This window comes from Thalassobaculum fulvum (assembly GCF_014652915.1).
GTDB classification, from domain to species: Bacteria; Pseudomonadota; Alphaproteobacteria; order Thalassobaculales; family Thalassobaculaceae; genus Thalassobaculum_A; species Thalassobaculum_A fulvum.
In genome coordinates this window covers 92,056-109,455 of record NZ_BMZS01000013.1, presented here as the reverse complement: position 1 = coordinate 109,455, position 17,400 = coordinate 92,056, and the positions used below count along the sequence as shown (strand labels likewise).

General features: G+C 71.7%; 12 protein-coding genes. 3 read left to right on the top strand and 9 right to left on the bottom strand.

Annotated elements, in window-relative coordinates:
- From IE246_RS24680 to IE246_RS24650, 7 genes are all read right to left on the bottom strand, one after another.
- Entirely contained in the window at positions 1 to 888 is an 888-nt protein-coding gene (locus IE246_RS24680; protein ID WP_189994752.1) for an ABC transporter permease, read from the bottom strand.
- A complete protein-coding gene (locus tag IE246_RS24675; protein WP_189994750.1) occupies positions 888 to 1,829 on the bottom strand; it encodes an ABC transporter permease in 942 nt (313 codons plus the stop codon). The genes IE246_RS24680 and IE246_RS24675 overlap by 1 nt, the downstream gene beginning before the upstream one ends.
- Before the next feature lie 10 nt (positions 1,830 to 1,839).
- Entirely contained in the window at positions 1,840 to 3,246 is a 1,407-nt protein-coding gene (locus tag IE246_RS24670) for an amidase (RefSeq protein ID WP_189994747.1), read from the bottom strand.
- 573 nt (positions 3,247 to 3,819) lie between these two features.
- Positions 3,820 to 4,488: a PAS domain-containing protein gene (locus tag IE246_RS24665; RefSeq protein WP_189994745.1), complete on the bottom strand. Its 669-nt coding sequence runs from the start codon at positions 4,486 to 4,488 to the stop codon at positions 3,820 to 3,822.
- A complete protein-coding gene (gene mnmA, locus IE246_RS24660) occupies positions 4,481 to 5,698 on the bottom strand; it encodes a tRNA 2-thiouridine(34) synthase MnmA (RefSeq protein ID WP_189994744.1) in 1,218 nt (405 codons plus the stop codon). Before mnmA ends, IE246_RS24665 begins: the two co-directional genes overlap by 8 nt.
- Positions 5,699 to 5,750: 52 nt before the next feature.
- Positions 5,751 to 6,452 (bottom strand): thiaminase II, encoded by a 702-nt coding sequence (gene tenA, locus IE246_RS24655; protein ID WP_189994741.1) that lies wholly within the window; start codon positions 6,450 to 6,452, stop codon positions 5,751 to 5,753.
- On the bottom strand, positions 6,449 to 7,591 hold the full coding sequence (locus tag IE246_RS24650; protein WP_189994740.1) for a cysteine desulfurase family protein: 1,143 nt from the start codon (positions 7,589 to 7,591) through the stop codon (positions 6,449 to 6,451). Before IE246_RS24650 ends, tenA begins: the two co-directional genes overlap by 4 nt.
- A 136-nt stretch (positions 7,592 to 7,727) precedes the next feature.
- Here IE246_RS24650 and IE246_RS24645 point away from each other — a divergent pair, with 136 nt between their 5' ends.
- Complete coding sequence (locus tag IE246_RS24645) at positions 7,728 to 8,387, top strand: alpha/beta hydrolase (protein WP_189994738.1); 660 nt, start codon at positions 7,728 to 7,730, stop codon at positions 8,385 to 8,387.
- 9 nt (positions 8,388 to 8,396) lie between these two features.
- Here IE246_RS24645 and IE246_RS24640 read toward each other — a convergent pair whose 3' ends face one another.
- On the bottom strand, positions 8,397 to 9,488 hold the full coding sequence (locus IE246_RS24640) for an anhydro-N-acetylmuramic acid kinase (RefSeq protein WP_189994736.1): 1,092 nt from the start codon (positions 9,486 to 9,488) through the stop codon (positions 8,397 to 8,399).
- Positions 9,489 to 9,581: 93 nt separating this feature from the next.
- Here IE246_RS24640 and tyrS point away from each other — a divergent pair, with 93 nt between their 5' ends.
- Positions 9,582 to 10,835 (top strand): tyrosine--tRNA ligase, encoded by a 1,254-nt coding sequence (gene tyrS / locus IE246_RS24635; protein ID WP_189994734.1) that lies wholly within the window; start codon positions 9,582 to 9,584, stop codon positions 10,833 to 10,835.
- 27 nt (positions 10,836 to 10,862) lie between these two features.
- Here the strand turns inward: tyrS and IE246_RS24630 are convergent, their stop codons facing one another.
- Positions 10,863 to 14,036, bottom strand: coding sequence for a YhdP family protein (locus tag IE246_RS24630; protein WP_189994732.1), 3,174 nt, complete (start codon positions 14,034 to 14,036; stop codon positions 10,863 to 10,865).
- A gap of 166 nt (positions 14,037 to 14,202) precedes the next feature.
- Here IE246_RS24630 and IE246_RS24625 point away from each other — a divergent pair, with 166 nt between their 5' ends.
- On the top strand, positions 14,203 to 17,163 hold the full coding sequence (locus IE246_RS24625; RefSeq protein ID WP_189994730.1) for a bifunctional [glutamine synthetase] adenylyltransferase/[glutamine synthetase]-adenylyl-L-tyrosine phosphorylase: 2,961 nt from the start codon (positions 14,203 to 14,205) through the stop codon (positions 17,161 to 17,163).
- Positions 17,164 to 17,400 lie beyond the last annotated feature (237 nt).

Sequence of the window (17,400 nt, the reverse complement as noted above, 5' to 3'; positions counted from 1 at the left end):
TCATTCGTTGTTGGTCGAGCGGCGGAGCCGCGGGTCCAGGGTCTCGCGCAGGCCGTCGCCGAGCAGGTTCACCGCCAGCACCACGAGGCTGAGGAGCAGCCCCGGGAACAGCAGCAGCCACCAGCCGACCAGCACGTAGGTGCGCCCCTCGGCCATCATGTTGCCCCAGCTCGGGATCGCCGGCGGCGTACCGGCCCCGAGGAACGACAGGATCGCCTCGATGATGATCGCCGAGGCGCAGACATAGGTCGCCTGCACGATCAGCGGTGCCATGGTGTTCGGCATGACGTGCACGAACAGGATCCGCGGCAGCTTGGCGCCGAGCGAGACCGCGGCGTCGACGAACAGCTGCTCGCGCAGGGTCAGGACGATGGCGCGCACCAGCCGCACCACGCGCGGCACCTCGGGGATGGTGACCGCGATCACCACGGCCCAGATGCTCGACCGGGTGATGCCGACGATGGCGATCGCCAGCAGGATGGCGGGGATCGCCATCAGCCCGTCCATGATCCGCATGACCACCGGGTCGAGGACCCGGATGAAGCCTGACACCAGGCCGATCACCAGCCCGACGATGCAGGCGAAGGCGGCGACGGTGAAGCCGACGATCAGCGAGACCCGGGAACCATAGACGGTCCGGGCGAAGACGTCCCGTCCGAGCTGGTCGGTGCCGAACCAGTGCTCGGCCGACGGCGGCTTGAGGCGCTGCAGCGGGTCCAGGCGCTGCGGGTCGTAGATGGTGAACAGCGGCGCGAACACCGCCATCAGCGTAACCGTCAGCAGGATGACGAGCCCGGCCAGGACCGTCGGGTGCCGGCGGAGCCAACGCATGGCCTGCCCGACCCTGGCCATCGCGCCGGCCGACGGCGCGGAGGTGTCGATCGCCATCAGTAGCGAATCCGTGGATCGACGAGGATATAGATGATGTCGATCGTCAGGTTGATGAGCACGTAGATCCCCGAGAAAATCAGGATAACCCCCTGCACTATCGGATAGTCGCGTCTAAGGATCGAATCGGCCGTCAGCCGCCCGAGCCCGGGAATCGCGAACACGCTCTCGGTCACCACCACGCCGCCGATCAGCAGCGCGATGCCGATGCCGACGGTGGTGACGATCGGCACCGAGGCGTTGCGGAGCGCATGGCGGAACAGGATCGGCACGATGCCGAGCCCCTTGGCGTGGGCGGTCCGGATGTAGTCCTGGTTGATCGCCTCCAGCATCGACGCCCGGGTGATCCGCGCGATCAGCGCCACGTAGGTGACCCCGAGCGCCACCGTCGGCAGGGCGATCGCCCGCAGGAAACCGCCCAGGTCCTTGAACGGCGACACGTAGCCCATCACCGGGACCAGCTTGAGCTGCGCCGCGAACACCATGATCAGCAGGTAGGCGAAGACGAAAACCGGCACCGAGAACCCGAGCACGGCGAAGCCCATCATCGTGCGGTCGATCCAGGAGCCGGCGCGCCAGGCGGCGGCGATGCCCAGCGGGATCGCGACGACGACGCTCAGCAGGATGGTGGTGGTGGTGAGCGCCAGGGTCGGCTCGACCCGCTGCAGGATCAGCTCGGAGACCGGCCGGCCGGAGAAGATCGACGTGCCGAGGTCGCCCTGCATGATCGCGCCCAGCCAGTTCAGGAACTGGGTGTGGAACGGCAGGTCGAGGCCGAGGGTCGCGCGGATCCGCTCGATGTCCTCCTTGGTCGCGATGTCGCCGGCGATCACCGCGGCCGGGTCGCCCGGCGCCAGGTGCAGCAGCCCGAACACGAAGAACGCGACGAACGCCATCACGAAGGCGGTCGCGACCAGGCGCTTGAGGATGAGGGCGATCACCGGCCGGGCCTCACAGCGCCGGCCGCCGGTCGGCCCAGGGGCGCGCCCGCTCGAAGGCCCGGCTGGCCTGCAGCACGCGGAGGTCCTGCCCCCGGCCCGCGACGATCTGGATGCCGACCGGCCGGCCGTCCGGCGTAAAGCCGCACGGACAGGTCGCGGCCGGGACCCAGGTCAGGTTGAACGGGTAGGAGAACCCGGCCCAACGAATCCAGTCCCATGAATGCTGTTCCCAGTGCTCGGGGATGATGCGCCCGGCCGGGAACGCCGCGACCGACATGGTCGGCGTCACCAGCAGGTCGTAGCGGGTGAAGAGGTCCTGGACCTTGGCGTAGAAGTTCAGGCGCTCCTGCTTGGCCCGGACGTATTCGGCCGCGGTGACCGACAGGCCGTCGCGCACGCACGCAACCAGGCCCGGGTCCATGCGGTCCTGCCACTCATCGAGCAGCAGGCCGAGATTGCCGGCGAAGTTGGACACCCAGAAGCAGCGGTGCATCTCGCTCGGGTCGTCCCACAGCTGGCCGACCTCCTCGACATGGCAGCCGAGCTCGGCGAACGCGTCGACCGCCTTGCGCACCGGTTCGGCGACCTCGGGGTCGACCTTCAGGTAACCGAGGTCCGGGCTCCAGGCGACCCGCAGGCCGCTGAGATCGGCCTCCAGGTTGTCCAGGAATCCCGGCGGCCGGTCGGTCAGGCTGGCCATGTCGCGGTCGTCCGGTCCGGCCAGCACGTCCAGCATCATGGCGGCGTCGCCGACGGTGCGGGTCATCGGGCCGATGTGGGAGACCATGTCGTTGTTCGGCGCCGGCGCGTACGGGATCCGGCCGAAAGTCGGCTTGATGCCGTAGACCCCGCAGAACGACGCCGGCATCCGGATCGAGCCGGCGCCGTCGGAACCCTGGTGCAGCGGGCCGATGCCGGCGGCGGCGCAGATGCCGGCCCCGGTGCTGGATCCGCCGGCGTTGTAGCCGTGCTTCCACGGGTTGTGCGAGATGCCGGTCAGCGGACTGTCGCCGCAGCCCTTCCAGCCGAGCTCCGGGGTCGTGGTCTTGCCGATCGTGATGGCGCCGGCGTCCCGCAGCCGCTCGACGATCGGGGCGTCGGCCTCGGGCACCCGGTGCTCGTGGATGAACGAGCCGGCCATCGACCGGATGCCCTTGGTCATCACCAGGTCCTTGATGGTGACCGGGATCCCCTCGAGCGGCCGAAGGTGCTCGCCGGCGGCGATCCGGGTTTCCGCGCGCTTCGCGGCCTCGCGCGCGGCATCGAACGTCGGGGTGCAGATCGCGTTCAATCGCGGATTGAGGGCCTCGGCGCGGTCGATCACCGCGTCCACGAGTTCGGTCGGCGAAAGCGCCTTCGACCGAAGGAGCTCGCGCAGGGTCGTCGCCGGTGTGAAACAGAGATTTTCGTCAGGCATGCCGACCCCCATCCCCCATGGAGCAATCGCGATGTCGGGATGCTAGCATCCGTTCAAAATTGGAAACAACCACCCTATCGCGGCCCTTTCATTGCCTGGATGTCAACAGAAGTGGGCCACGAGACACCTTCCGTTCCCAATGGGACATGGCCGGCCAGCCTCGACCGCAGCCTAAGATCGAAGATCCCGGGGCCCGCACAGGCAGCACGCCGAGCCACGTCGCAAATCTCTTGGAACTCAAATCCTTACCGCGACTGCGAAATCGAACGCCGGGCCGTCCGCCCCGAACCGCTGCGCCGCGAACGGCCGCGGACCCGGCCGTTCGCGGCGGGCTTCCCGGCACCGCCGCCCCCGAGACGGGGCCGCAGCTGCCGGCCCGCAGGCGAGGTTCCGGCGGGAACCGCGGGTGCTCCGAAACCGATGTACCAGGAGCCGATCCCGCGGCGGGTGTCGGGCTTCCCGGAGCGCCACCGGCGACGGCACGCCCGGCCCGGCCCCGCCCTCGCGGCGGGCTCGCATTGGTGGAGAGACCGCATTGGTGGCGAGACCGCGGTCCGGCCGATCCGCGGGCGCCTAAGCCTTTGCCGTCCCGCCGAGAATGCTCTTCTGCAGCGCCTGCTGGGTGTCGTCGAGCGGTCGGACGTCGACCGGGATGTTGCCGACCAGAAAGCCCGAGCAGGCTCCGTCACCTGCGAACAGCGGCAGGATGAGCCGTCGCCACGACCGGGCGGAAAGCCAGGACGGCGAGACGTGCTGCGTGAACAGGGCGAAACGGGCGCGGTACACCGCCCTGTAGCAGGCCCGGTACATCAGCGAGAGCGAGGTACGGGTGACCGCGTTCATCTCCGAGACCGTCGCACCGGTCCAGTCGCGCCCCGCGTAGTTGGCGATCCCCGAGCCGTACACCCGGTACCGCGCGTCGAAGCCGTCGCGCAACGAATCGAGCAGCAGCACGTTGCCCGCCGCCGGCAGGATCGCCAGAACGTCGACATGCTCCCGCGACGGACGACCGTCGTGCTTCGCGAACAGCTCCTGCCAGTACGCGTACAGCACCTGCAGCTTGGCCTCGGGAAGCTGCCGCCCGTCGTCGACCACGAACATCTCGGTCAGGCCGTGGCCGAAGCGGCCCGACAGGTCGCCGGAAACGATCCAGCCCGCGGCCTCCTCGATCTCGTCGTCGGTCGGCTCCCGCCACGACGCCTCGGTTCCCGGCGCGTCCAGCTTCGACACGGGGTCAGGCACGCCCGGCCCTCGCCGGCGCGAGCCCCGGCGCCGACGACTCGATCCCGCGGATCCAGCCGCCGCCGAGCACCCGGCTGCCCTGCGGCGCGTACAGCACCGCGGCCTGCCCGGCCGACACACCGTACTGTGGCTCGTCGAGCACGATCGCCGCGCGGCCGCCACCGGCCGGCCACACGGTCGCCGCGGCCGGCGGCTGGGTCGAGCGCAGCTTGACCAGCACCCGCCCGCCTTCGGCCGGGATGCCGTCGCCGCCGCCGAGCCAGTTGACTTCGCTCGCCAGCACGGTCGCCGCCGCCAGCGCCTCGCGCGGGCCGACCACCACGCGTCGCGTCTCGGGCTCCAGGCGGACCACGTAGAGCGGGTCGGTATCGGCCTCGCCCTCGGGACCGCCCCCACCCGCTCGGCGCCGCCCGCCGATGCCGAGGCCGCGGCGCTGGCCGATGGTGTAGCCGATGATGCCGTCGTGCCGGCCGAGCACGGACCCGTCCAGGTGCACGATCTCGCCCGGATCGACCGCCCCCGGCCGCAGCCTGCGCACCACCTCGGCGTAGTTGCCGTTCGGCACGAAGCAGATGTCCTGGCTGTCCGGCTTGTCCTGCACGGCGAGGCCGAGGCGGCGGGCCTCGGCCCGGGTCGCGTCCTTGTCCATGCCGCCGAGCGGGAACCGCAGGAAGCCGAGCTGCTCCGGCGTGGTGGCGAACAGGAAGTAGCTCTGGTCCTTGGCCGGGTCGGCGGCGCGGTGCAGTTCCGGTCCGTCCGGCCCGACGACCCGGCGCACGTAGTGGCCGGTTGCCAGCGCCTCGGCGCCGAGGTCGCGCGCGGTCGCTGCCAAGTCGCGGAACTTGACGGTCTGGTTGCAGCGCACGCAGGGGATCGGGGTCTCGCCGCGCAAGTAGCTGTCGGCGAAGTCGTCGACCACGCTCTCGCGGAACCGGCTCTCGTAGTCGAGCACGTAGTGCGGGATGCCGATGCGCTCGGCCACCGTCCGGGCGTCGTGGATGTCGGAGCCGGCGCAGCAGGCCCCCTTGCGCGCCACCGCCGCGCCGTGGTCGTACAGCTGCAGGGTGATGCCGACCACGTCGTAGCCGGCCTCCTTCAGCAGCGCCGCGGTCACCGAGCTGTCGACGCCGCCTGACATGGCCACGACCACGCGCCGGCCACTGCGCGGACCGGGGAGGCCGAGATCGAGATCGGGGGCACCTGTCGTCATGGGCGGGATATAGGGCCGCGAGGGTGGCCGGCGCAAGCAACCGCGCCGTCAGTTACCGTCCGGCCGCGTCCAGGCCCATCTGCCAGAACCCGACTTCGAGGTCGGTCGCCTGCCGGAAGGTGCAGGCCAGATCGTCGAACCGGGCGTCGCCACCGCGCCGGACCGCCAGCCGGTCCATCTGCGCGATCGAGTTGCGCACCACCTCGCGGTAGTCCTCGCCGGCGTACACGGCGATCCAGGCCTCGTAGGGGTTGGCCTCGCCGCGCAGGGTGGCCGGGTCGGCGGCCAGCCGCTCGCCGATCACCCCGTAGCCGACCACGCAGGGCGCCAGGGCGGCGTACAGGTCCAGCAGGTCGCCGGCGTGGCCGCGGTCCAGCACGAAACGGGTGTAGGCGACGCAGGCGGGATCCTCCGGCACCGCCGCCATCTCGGCCTCGGTCATACCCCAGCCGGCGCAGTACTGGACATGCAGTTTCATTTCGGTATCGATCAGGGCCGACAGCGTTCCGGCCGCGTAACGCATGTCGTCCAGGGTGTCGGCCTTGTGGGCGGCCAGCGCGTAGGCCCGCGCGAAGTGGATCAGGAACAGGTAGTCCTGCGCCAGGTAGTGCCGGAACGCCGGCTCCGGCAGCGACCCGTCGGCCATGCCGGCGACGAACGGATGCCGGGTGTAGGCGGTCCAGGAATCGGGACAGGCGGCGATCAGCCGGCCGCAGAACGAGCCGGCGGGGACGAGGTCGGCGGAAGCGGTCATCGGGACTCCTTCAAGCTGGGAGGCGGGTCGTGTCGGACGGCCAGCGACAAGCGGTCACGCATGGACCGCCAGGTGGCCAGGAAGCGGTCGATGTCGGCCTCGGTCGTGGTCCAGCCGAGGCTGACGCGGATCGCCTGACCGGCCAGCGGGTCGTCGCCCAGCATGGCCGCGAGCACGTGCGAGCGCTTCACCTTGCCGGACGAGCAGGCGGATCCGGCGCTGACCGCCACCCCGGCGAGGTCGAGCGCCATGACCTGGGTCTCGGCAGGGACGCCGGGCAGCCCGAGGCAGGTCGTGGCGATCCGCTCGGCGCCGGCACCGAACACCCGCGCCTCTGGGGCGATCCCCGGCACCGCCGCCTCCAGCCGGTCGCGCAGGGACCGGGCCCGCTCCAGTTCCCGCCGCCCGTCGGCCAGCACCGCCGCGGCGGCGGCGCCGAAGCCGGCGATGCCGGGCAGGTTCTCGGTCCCGGAGCGGCGCCCGCGCTCCTGCCCGCCGCCGACGGCGACCGCCCGCAGCGCGACCTCCGGCCGGACCAGCAGGGCGCCGCTGCCCATCGGGCCGCCGAGCTTGTGCGCCGACAGCGCGATCAGGTCGGCCCCGCCCAGCACCGCCGGGTCCAGCTTGCCGGCGCCCTGGACCGCGTCGACATGGACCAGCGCGCCGGCGGCGTGAGCCAGGCGGATGGCCTCGGCCACCGGCTGGATCACGCCGGTCTCGTTGTTCACCCACATGACCGACACCAGGGCAGGCTCTTCGCTCGCCGCCAGCCGCCGCTCCAGGTCGGCGAGGTCGAGCCGGCCCTCGGCATCGACGGCGATCCGCTCGGCCCCTTCGGCCGCCGCCAGCACCGCGTCGTGTTCGATCGCCGACACCAGCAGCCGCGACCGACCGCAGCCGCGGACCGCCAGGGCGTCCGCCTCGGTGCCACCCGACGTGAACACCACCTGCTCGGCCGGCCGGTCGAGCAGGGCCGCGACCTGCCGCCGGGCCGCCTCCAGCCGCCCGCGCGCCGCCCGCCCGGCCGCGTGCACCGACGACGGGTTGCCGACCGCCCGGGCCGCCTCGGTCATGGCCTCCAGCGCCGCCGGTCGGATCGGGCTGGTGGCGTTGTGGTCGAGGTATGTGGAACCGCTCATCGTCCTGCCGTGCCCGGCCGTCTGCGACCGTTCTCTTGACTTGCCACGACCTGCCACAAAATTTCATCGGAATCGACAAATCGACACTCGACGCGCTATGTGCTCCCCCTGCGCCGAGTTCGGTCACGAGGAGGCCATGCCCGAGGTCATCATCAACGGTCCCGAAGGTCGCATCGAGGGACGCTACCTGCACGCGCAAGAGCCGAACGCGCCGATCGCGCTGATGCTGCACCCGCATCCGCAGCACGGCGGGACGATGAACAACAAGGTCGTGTACGCCATGTACCAGACCTTCGTCGCCCGCGGCTTCTCGACCCTGCGCTTCAATTTCCGCGGCGTCGGGCGCTCCCAGGGCAGCTACACCGGCGGCGAAGGCGAGCTGTCGGACGCGGCGACCGCGCTCGACTGGCTGCAGACCTACAACCCGAACGCCAGGTTCTGCTGGATCGCCGGCTTCTCGTTCGGCGCCTGGATCGGCATGCAGCTGCTGATGCGCCGGCCGGAGATCACCGGCTTCGTGTCGGTCGCCCCGCCGGCCAACATGTTCGACTTCTCGTTCCTCGCCCCCTGCCCGGCCTCCGGCCTGGTGGTGCAGGGCGACCAGGACGACATCGTGCCGCCGGAGTCGGTGAAGAAGCTGGTCGACAAGCTGTCGGCCCAGCGCGGCATCACCATCACCCACTCGGTGATCAAGGGTGCCAACCACTTCTTCGGCCAGCAGATCGACCAGCTGTCGGACATCATCGGCGGCTACGTCGACAAGTCGGTCGAAGCGCACGAGAAGGAAAGCGCGTAAGGCCTTCCCTCAGGAAGCGGGATTCAAGCGGCCGCCGGTCAGCGGGCGCGGCGCCCGGGTCGTGCCCGGGAAGCTGATCGGCAGGCCGAGCCGGCTGCGCACCGCCAGGTAGGCGAAGGCCTGCGCCTCCAGCGCGTCGCCGTCCCAGCCATGGGCGCCGGCGTCGTCCACCGGCACGCCGAGACGGTCGCGCAGCCCGGCCATCAGCACCGGGTTGCGCCGGCCGCCGCCGCACACGATCCAGCGCCGCGGCGGCTCCGGCAGCCAGTCCAGCGCCCGGCCGACCGAACCGACCGTGAACGCCGCCAGCAGCGCCGCGCCGTCGGCCGGCGACAGGCCCTCGGTCCCGGTCGCCGCGATCGCAGCGAACTCGTCGCGGTCCAGCGACTTCGGCGGCCGCCGCGCGAAGTAGCCATGCTCCAGCAACCCGGCCAGCCGGTCCGGGTCGACCCGGCCGGACGCTGCCAGCCGGCCGTCGAGGTCGCATTCGGTACCGACGGTGCGCCGGCACCAGTCGTCCAGCAGCGCGTTCGCCGGACCGGTGTCGAACGCCAGCAGGTCGTCCTCGCCCGGCCCGATCCAGGTGACGTTGCCGACCCCGCCCAGGTTCAGCACTGCCAGCGGCCGTTCCAGCCCGCCGGCCAGCGCCCGGTGATAGGCCGGGGCCAGCGGCGCGCCCTCGCCGCCGGCCGCCACGTCGGCGTAGCGCAGCCGGTCCACCACCGCGATCCCGAGCGCCGCCGCCAGCCGGGCGCCGTCGCCGATCTGGCGGGTGATGCCCTTGTCCGGCTCGTGCCGGATGGTGTGGCCGTGAAAACCGACCAGGTCGACCTCGGCCACCGACAGCCCGGCCTCTTCCATCAGCCGCCGCACGGCGTCGGCGTGCCGGCAGGTCAGCTCGGCCTCGACCCCGGCGACGTCGCCGCGCTCGCCCAGCACCGACCGCAGGCGCGCCCGGAACCCCTCGTCGTAGGGAACCGTCAGGGCGGCGCCGGCCTCGACCACCAGCGCGCCATCGGTTCGGATCACCGCGGCGTCGATGCCGTCCATCGAGGTGCCGCTCATCAGGCCGATGGCGACAAACAGGGAATTGTCCGTCATGGCGGGACAATCCCCCGCCGGCAGTCGACTGGCAAGCGGCGGCTGTGCTACATCCCGACGCCCTGCGCACGGACCAGCCGACGGACCCGAACCATGACCGCGCCCCGCTCCGAGTTCCTGAAGACGATCGTCGATCGCGGCTTCTTCCACCAGTGCACCGACCTCGAGGGGCTGGACGCCGAGTTCGCGTCCAAGATGGTCACCGGCTATATCGGCTACGACTGCACCGCCGACAGCCTGCACATCGGCTCGCTGCTGCAGATCATGCTGCAGCGCTGGATGCAGAAGACCGGCCACAAGCCGATCGTGCTGATGGGCGGCGGCACCACCAAGATCGGCGATCCGTCGGGCCGCGACGAGAGCCGCAAACTGTTGTCGGTCGAGGACATCGAGCGCAACAAGGCCGGCATCTTCCAGGTGTTCGACAAGTACCTGACCTTCGGCGACGGGCCGACCGACGCGGTCATGGTCGACAATGCCGAGTGGCTCGACCGGCTGCAGTACATCCCGTTCCTGCGCGACTACGGCGCGCATTTCTCGGTCAACCGGATGCTCAGCTTCGACTCGGTGAAGCTGCGGCTCGAGCGCGAGCAGCCGCTGAGCTTCCTCGAGTTCAACTACATGATCCTGCAGGCCTACGACTTCCTGGAGCTGCGCCGGCGCTACGGCTGCGTGCTGCAGATGGGCGGCTCGGACCAGTGGGGCAACATCGTCAACGGCGTCGAGCTGACCCGCCGGGTCGACCAGCAGACCATCTACGGCCTGACCTCGCCGCTGATCACCACCTCGTCCGGCGCCAAGATGGGCAAGACCGCCCAGGGTGCGGTGTGGCTGAACGCCGATCGCCTCAGCTCCTACGACTTCTGGCAGTTCTGGCGGAACACCGAGGACGCCGACGTCGGCCGGTTCCTGAAGCTGTTCACCGAGCTGCCGCTGGACGAGATCGCCCGGCTGGAGGCGCTGGGCGGCGCCGAGATCAACGAGGCCAAGAAGATCCTGGCGACCGAGGTGACGGCGCTGTGCCACGGCCGGGCCGCCGCCGACGAGGCCGCCGAGACCGCGCGCCAGACCTTCGAGGCCGGCCAGACCGCCGAGGGCCTGCCGAGCGTCGAGGTGCCGCGTGCCGAGTTGGCCGCCGGCCTGCCGGTGGTCGAGGCATTGCGCCGCTCCGGCCTGGCCGCCTCGAACGGCGAGGCCCGCCGGCTGATCCGCGGCGGCGGCGCCCGGGTCAACGACCAGCCGGTCGGCGACGAGAACGCCACGCTCGGCGAGGCCGACCTGGACGGCGACGGCGTGATCAAGCTGTCGGCCGGCCGCAAGCGGCACGCCCTGGTCAAGGCGGGCTGACGCCGCCGCGGGCGCGCCGGAAACCGGCTACCGCCCGCGGTCCTCGCGCTGCCCGGGTTGCGCCGCCGGCGGGGGCGGCGGCTCGACGACCGGGGCGTCGGCCGGGCGCTCGGCGGTCGACACCAACTCGCGCAGGAAGCCGGGGGCGAGCGCGGTCAGCGGATTCACCGCGACCTGCGGATCGTCGATCTTGCCGCGGACCCGGAACTCGGTGGCCAGCAGGCCCTCGCCCTCGCCGCCGGTCAGCAGCTGGCCGAACACCGGGATCTTGTCGATCAGCCGGGACAGCGAGTACGCCGGGGCGAGCAGGCCGACGAAGTCGATCAGCTCCGAGGTGCGGTCGTATGCCCCCTCGACCTTGAGGCCGAGACCGGGTCCGTAGGCGATGCCGTTACGCGCCTCGATGCGCTCCGGCGTCATGCTCAGATCGACCCGCAGGCGGCTGAACCGGATGCCGTCGCCGCGCAGCGTGTCGGCCAGCCCGGTGAACGACGCCACCGACAGGACCTGGGCCAGCACCGGGGCGTTGACCACGCGGTATTCGTCGATCCGGGCGGTCATCGCGAGGTCGTCGGTCAGCCCGTCGCCGTTCACCACGCCGTCGACGCCGAGCCGCCCGCCACGGATCGTCTCGACGATGTCGAAGGCACTCAGGAACTCGCCGGCATCCTCGGCCCGCAGGGTCAGCCGCCGCTCGCCGTCCACCGGCAGGACCGTCACGGTCGCGTAGCCCTCTCCCACGCGCCCGCGCAGGTCGAGCGACTCGATGCGCTTGCCGACCCGCCGGACCGCCAGGGTGGCCCGCGTCACCGGGGCCTTGCGGGTGACCATCAGGGTGTCGGCGGCGACCCTGAGATCGAGCGTCTGGGTACCGTCCGGCTCGTCCGGGGTGGTCGCCGCCCGGTCGGCGGCAGTCTCGTCCTGCTCCGGGTCGACGATCGGCGACAGGTCGATGACGCTGCCCCGCAACGCCACCCGCCAGTCGCCGGGCCCGATGCGCTCGACCCGCCCGGCCGCGTCGGTCCTGCCGATCTTCAGGCGCTCGAAGTCGATGACCTGCGGCACGCCGCCGGGCCCGAGCGCCGCGGTCGCCAGCGCCGCCATGTCGCCGGCCTTCATGTCGAAGGCGTCGACCGAGACCGGATTGCCGTCGCGCATCCCCAGCCTGGCCCGCAGGATGCCGCTGGAACCGGCGGGCTTCTCCCAGCCGAGTTCGTCGACGGTCAGCCGGGTGTCCTGCAGATCCGCCGTGATGGTGACCGTCTCCGCGCCGTCGGGGCGCACCTCGACCTGGGCGTCGACCGCCGCCTGCCCGCCGATCCGGTCGCCGAGGTCGAGGCCGAAGGCGGCCAGCCGCTCGCGGTCGGCCATGGTCCGGATACGGCTGCGGCTGGTGTAGGCCCCGCGCTTGTGGAAGCGCTGGTCGAGCGACACCTCGGCCCTGGTCCCCAGGACCGTCCCGGTGCCGTTCAGCTTCATGCCGGCGCCGTTCAGGTCGAGCGTCAGGTCGGCGTCCCGCAGGTCGTGCCCGGCGACCACCTCGGGAAGGTCGACATCGGCGAGGTTGGCCGCGGCCGCCAGCTTGACCTGCTCGATCTTCAGATCCTTGATCAGCGGCAGCTCGAACCGCAGCCGGACGCCGGCCTGCCCGGCGACCCCGTCGAGCTTCAGCCCGAGCCTGGTCGGATAGCCGAGCGGCTCGTGATCGATGACCTTAAGGGCGTCGAGCACCGGGCCGCGGGCGGCGACGTCGATCGCCGCCTTCTCGTTGTCGGTGTCCAGATCGCGGATCCTGACGATCGAGGGGTCGATCTCCAGCCGCCCGAGACGACCGCCGGCGATCGCGATGTCGAAGCTCCGGGCGTCGTACTCGGCGACGCCGTGCACGCCGGTCGCCGGCGGCAGCGGCCGGAAGTAGTGGGTGGTCACGCCGCTGAAGTCGATGCGCCCGCCGAGTTCGTCGAGGCGCGTCGTGCCGGGGTCGGCAGGGTCCAGCCAGCCGGCCGCCCGGACGGTCGCGCGCGGCACGGTGCCGTCCAGGAGATTGCCGGTGACCCATTCGCGCGCCGCTTCGCCGACCGTCTCGGGCCAGTAGCGCTTCAGGTCGTCGACCGGCACCGACTGCGCGGTCCCGTCGACCGTCACCCCGTAGCCGGAACCGCTCCGAACCGCCACCGCCCCGACCTCGAGGGTCGGCCCGCCGAGATCCAGCTTCAGCTCGAGCTCGGCACCGTCGAGACCCGGCTTGAGAACCCCGGACACCGACGCCCCGGCGACATCGACCGGCCGGTCGAGCAGGCCCGGGACCGTCACGGTCCCGGCACCGACCTCGATCTCCGCCGAGGCCGACAGCCCCTCGCCGGATATCCCGGACTCCGCCCGGATCGTGCCGCTGACCGGCACCGCCACGCCGCCCAGCGCGGCCAGCGTCGGATCCAGGGAGGCCAGCGCCGCCACCGGCAACCGGCGCACCAGGGCCTCCACGCGGAGCCGCCCGGCCTCGCGCTGGTAGCCGCCGTGGACCTCCAGCGGGGTTCGGGCGCCGCCGTCCCACAGCACGGTCCCGTCGCCGTGGAACGCGAGGCCCTCGCGGGTTCGCAGCAGGGCCATGGAGACCTCGTTCGCCTCGATCGCGTAGCCCCGCCGATCGTCGATCAGCCGGACGTCGGCGCCCGACACGTCGATCTCCAGCAAGTCCGACAGCGGACCGCCGGGCTCGGCGCCGGAGAACGCCCGCAACAGGCGCGCCAGGTCGAACTCCCCTGCGTCCTCGGCCTGCTCCGCGGCTTCCGGAACCAGCCGCCAGCCGCCTTCGGCGGTCCTGGTCACGACGATCCGGGGGTCCAGAACGTCGATCCGCTTCGGCGCCAGCCGCCCGGCCAGCAGCGCCTTCGGACTGAGGGCGACCGCCACCCGGTCGATCCGGACGCTTTCGGTGCCGTCCGGCTCGACCAGCCGGACATCCTGCGCGACCAGATCGAGGGCATGGTTCCAGCCGCTCCACGCGACCTGCGTGCCGCCCACCTCGGTCCGGAAGCCGATCCCCGGCGGGCTCAGCATCGTCTCGACATAGGGCCGCAGCCCGTCGAGCACGATCGGACCTTCCGACAGCCGCCATACCAGGACCAGGACGGCCAGCACCAGGCCGACGACCAGCGCCAGCAGGACCTCCAGGCAGACGACGGCGACGCGATGGATCACGGGTAGCGAACCCCGTTGGCGGGTCGTTGGGCGGTCTGCCCTGATAGCACGTTCCTCCTCCGCCTACGACGCCCGCCGAGCGCGACCGTGCGACGCTCCGGCTTGACCCGGGCGCGCGGAACTCCTCACTCTCCAACCGACTTCGAACCAGCGCGCCGAGACCGAGTTGAGCTTCAAACTGCAGCCCCGGACGCCTCCGGTCCCGACCGACCCGAACGCCGTTCGCGTCGGCCTCGAACGCTGGCAGGAACGCGCCGCGGAACTGTCCGGTTCCGAGGACCGCGACGCCGCCCTGGCCGCCCTGGAGGACGCCGGCACCCGCGCCCTCGTCGAGGGTATCGTGGCGCATTCCCCCTACCTGACCCGCGAGATGCTGCGCGAGCAGGCGTTCGTGGTCGGCGCGTTCCGCGACGGGGTCGACGCCGCCATCGCCCGGGTCTGGTCGGACTTCGCGGCGATCGATCCGCGCGACGGCGCCGACGCGATCATGAAGGCCCTGCGGGTCGCCAAGCGCCGCGCCGCGGTCACCATCGCGCTCGCCGACATCGCCAACCAGTGGAACCTGATCCAGGTCACCGACGCCATCACCGGCGCCGCCGACCGCGGCCTCGAGGTGTCCTGGCGGCACGCCCTGCTGGAGCAGATCCGGCGCAACAAGCTGCCGCTCGACCCGGACGCCGAGGACCCGCTGCTCGGCTCCGGACTGGTCTGCCTGGCGATGGGCAAGATGGGCGCGCGGGAGCTCAACTACTCCAGCGACATCGACCTGATCGTGCTCTACGACGACGCCCTGCCGGCCTATGCCGAGCACTGGGAGCTGCGGCAGGCCTTCGTCAACGCCACCCGCACGATGGTCAAGCTGATGGAGGAGCGCTCCGCCGACGGCTACGTGTTCCGCACCGACCTGCGGCTGCGCCCCGACCCCAACTCGACGCCCCCGGCGGTCTCGATGACCGCGGCCGAAACCTACTACGAGAGCATGGGGCAGAACTGGGAGCGGGCGGCGATGATCAAGGCCCGGCCGGTCGCCAGCGACCCGGAGTCGGCCGACGCCTTCCTGCGCGCGCTCAGGCCGTTCGTGTGGCGCCGGCACCTGGACTTCGCGGCGATCCAGGACGTGCACTCGATCAAGCGGCAGATCGCGGCCCACAAGAAGGGCATCGCGATCAAGGCCGAGGGCCAGAACGTCAAGCTCGGCCGCGGCGGCATCCGCGAGATCGAGTTCTTCGCCCAGACCCAGCAGCTGATCTGGGGCGGCCGCGACGCCCGCCTCAGGGTGCGCGGGACCGAGGACGCCCTGGCCGCGCTGGTCGACGCCGGCCGGGTGCGCGGCGAGGTCGCCGGCACGCTGAAGCTGGCCTACCGGTTCCTGCGCAAGGTCGAGCACCGGCTGCAGATGGTCGACGACAAGCAGACCCAGATCCTGCCGGACGACCCGGCCGAGTTGGACCGCTTCGCGGCCTTCCTCGGCTACGAGGACCCCAAGGGCTTTCGCGGCGATCTCGCGCACCACCTGCACACGGTCGCCTACCACTACGCCCGGCTGTTCGAGGAGGCCCCCGCCTTGTCCATTCCGACACGCGAGGCCGGGAGCCTGGTGTTCACCGGCACCGACAACGACCCGGAGACCGTGGCCACGCTCGCCGGCCTCGGCTTCGAGGACCCGGGCGCGGTCGCCGAGACCGTCCGCGACTGGCACCGCGGCCACACCCGCGCAACCCGCAGCGAGCGGTCGCGCCAGCTGCTGACCGAGCTGACCCCGGCGCTGCTGGACGCGCTCGGCCGGATGCCGCAGCCCGACCAGGCGTTCCGCCGGTTCGACCGGTTCCTGGAGGCACTGCCGGCCGGGGTCCAGATCTTCAGCCTGTTCCACGCCAACCCGGCGCTGATCGAGGTGATGGCCGAGATCCTCGGCATGGCGCCGTCGCTGGCCTCGCAGCTCGGCCGCGAGCCGGCGCTGTTCGAGGGCGTGCTGACCCACGACGTGATGCGCCCGCTGCCCGACGCCGACGCGCTGGCCGCCGAGCTCGACAGTCATCTCGCGGTCGTCGAGGACTACGAGGTTGCGCTCGACACCGCGCGGCGCTGGACCGGCGACCGGCGGTTCCAGGTCGGCGTGCAGATCATCCAGGCGCATCTCGACGCCGACCACGCCGGCGAGACCTTCTCCGACATCGCCGACGCCACCATCCGGTCGCTGCTGCCGGTGGTGGAGGACGAGTTCGCGGAGCGCCACGGCCGGCTCCCCGACGCCGGCTCGCCGGCGATCGCGGTGCTGGCGCTCGGCAAGTACGGCGGCCGCGAGCTGACCCACGGCTCCGACCTGGACCTGGTGTTCGTCTACGACACCCCGCTGGACCGCGAGTCGGACGGCCCCAAGCCGCTGATGACCTCGGCCTACAACATCCGCCTCAGCCAGCGCCTGCTGGCCGCTCTGTCGGCCAAGACCGCCGAGGGCGCGCTGTACGAGATCGACATGCGGCTGCGGCCGACCGGCAACAAGGGGCCGCTGGCGATCGGGCTGGACACTTTCGAGCACTACTACACCCACGACGCCTGGATCTTCGAGCACATGGCGCTGACCCGCGGCCGGGTGGTCGCCGGGACGCCCGCTCTGCGGGCCCGGATCGACGGGACCGTCCGCTCGATCCTGACCGCCGAGCGCGATCCCGGCGAGCTGCTGGCCGCGGTCCAGGCGATGCGGACGCGCACCGCCAAGCAGCACCGCTCGTCCAGCCCGTGGGAGGTCAAGCACTGGCGCGGCGGCCTGCTGGACCTGGAGTTCATCGCCCAGTACCTGCAGCTGCGCGAGGCGCACCGCCACCCGGCGGTGCTGGACGGCAACACCGCCGAGGCGTTCCGCCGGCTCGGCGCCGCCGGCGTGCTGGACGACGAGGAGGCCCGGTTCCTGGCGGCAGCGACCCGGATCTGGCGCAACCTGCAGGGCCTGCTGCGGCTCACCGTCGGGCGCGACTTCGACCCGGAGACCGCGCCCGAGGCGCTGAAGCGCCGGCTCGCCCGCACCGGCCGGGCCGTCGACTTCCCGAGCCTGCAGCGCAACATCGAGAAGATGAGCGAGACCGTCCGCGCCGCCTTCGCCCGTCACATCGGCGAGGCGCCGGAGTAGGCGGCGGGGGCCGAAGCGGCGGGTGGGTCCCGGGTCGCGCTGCGCTTGCCCGGGATGACGACAGGGAGGGTGGCGGTAGACCTCCGTACCGACGTCATCCCGGCCGACGTGGAGCGGCGAGCCGGGACCCACCCGCCGCCACCCCCTAATCAAGCTCATGCGCGGATGAGAGTTTTTCATCCCACGCCGCCGCGGATATCGGCCAGGATGCCTGCCCAGACCAGGACGCCCCCGGGA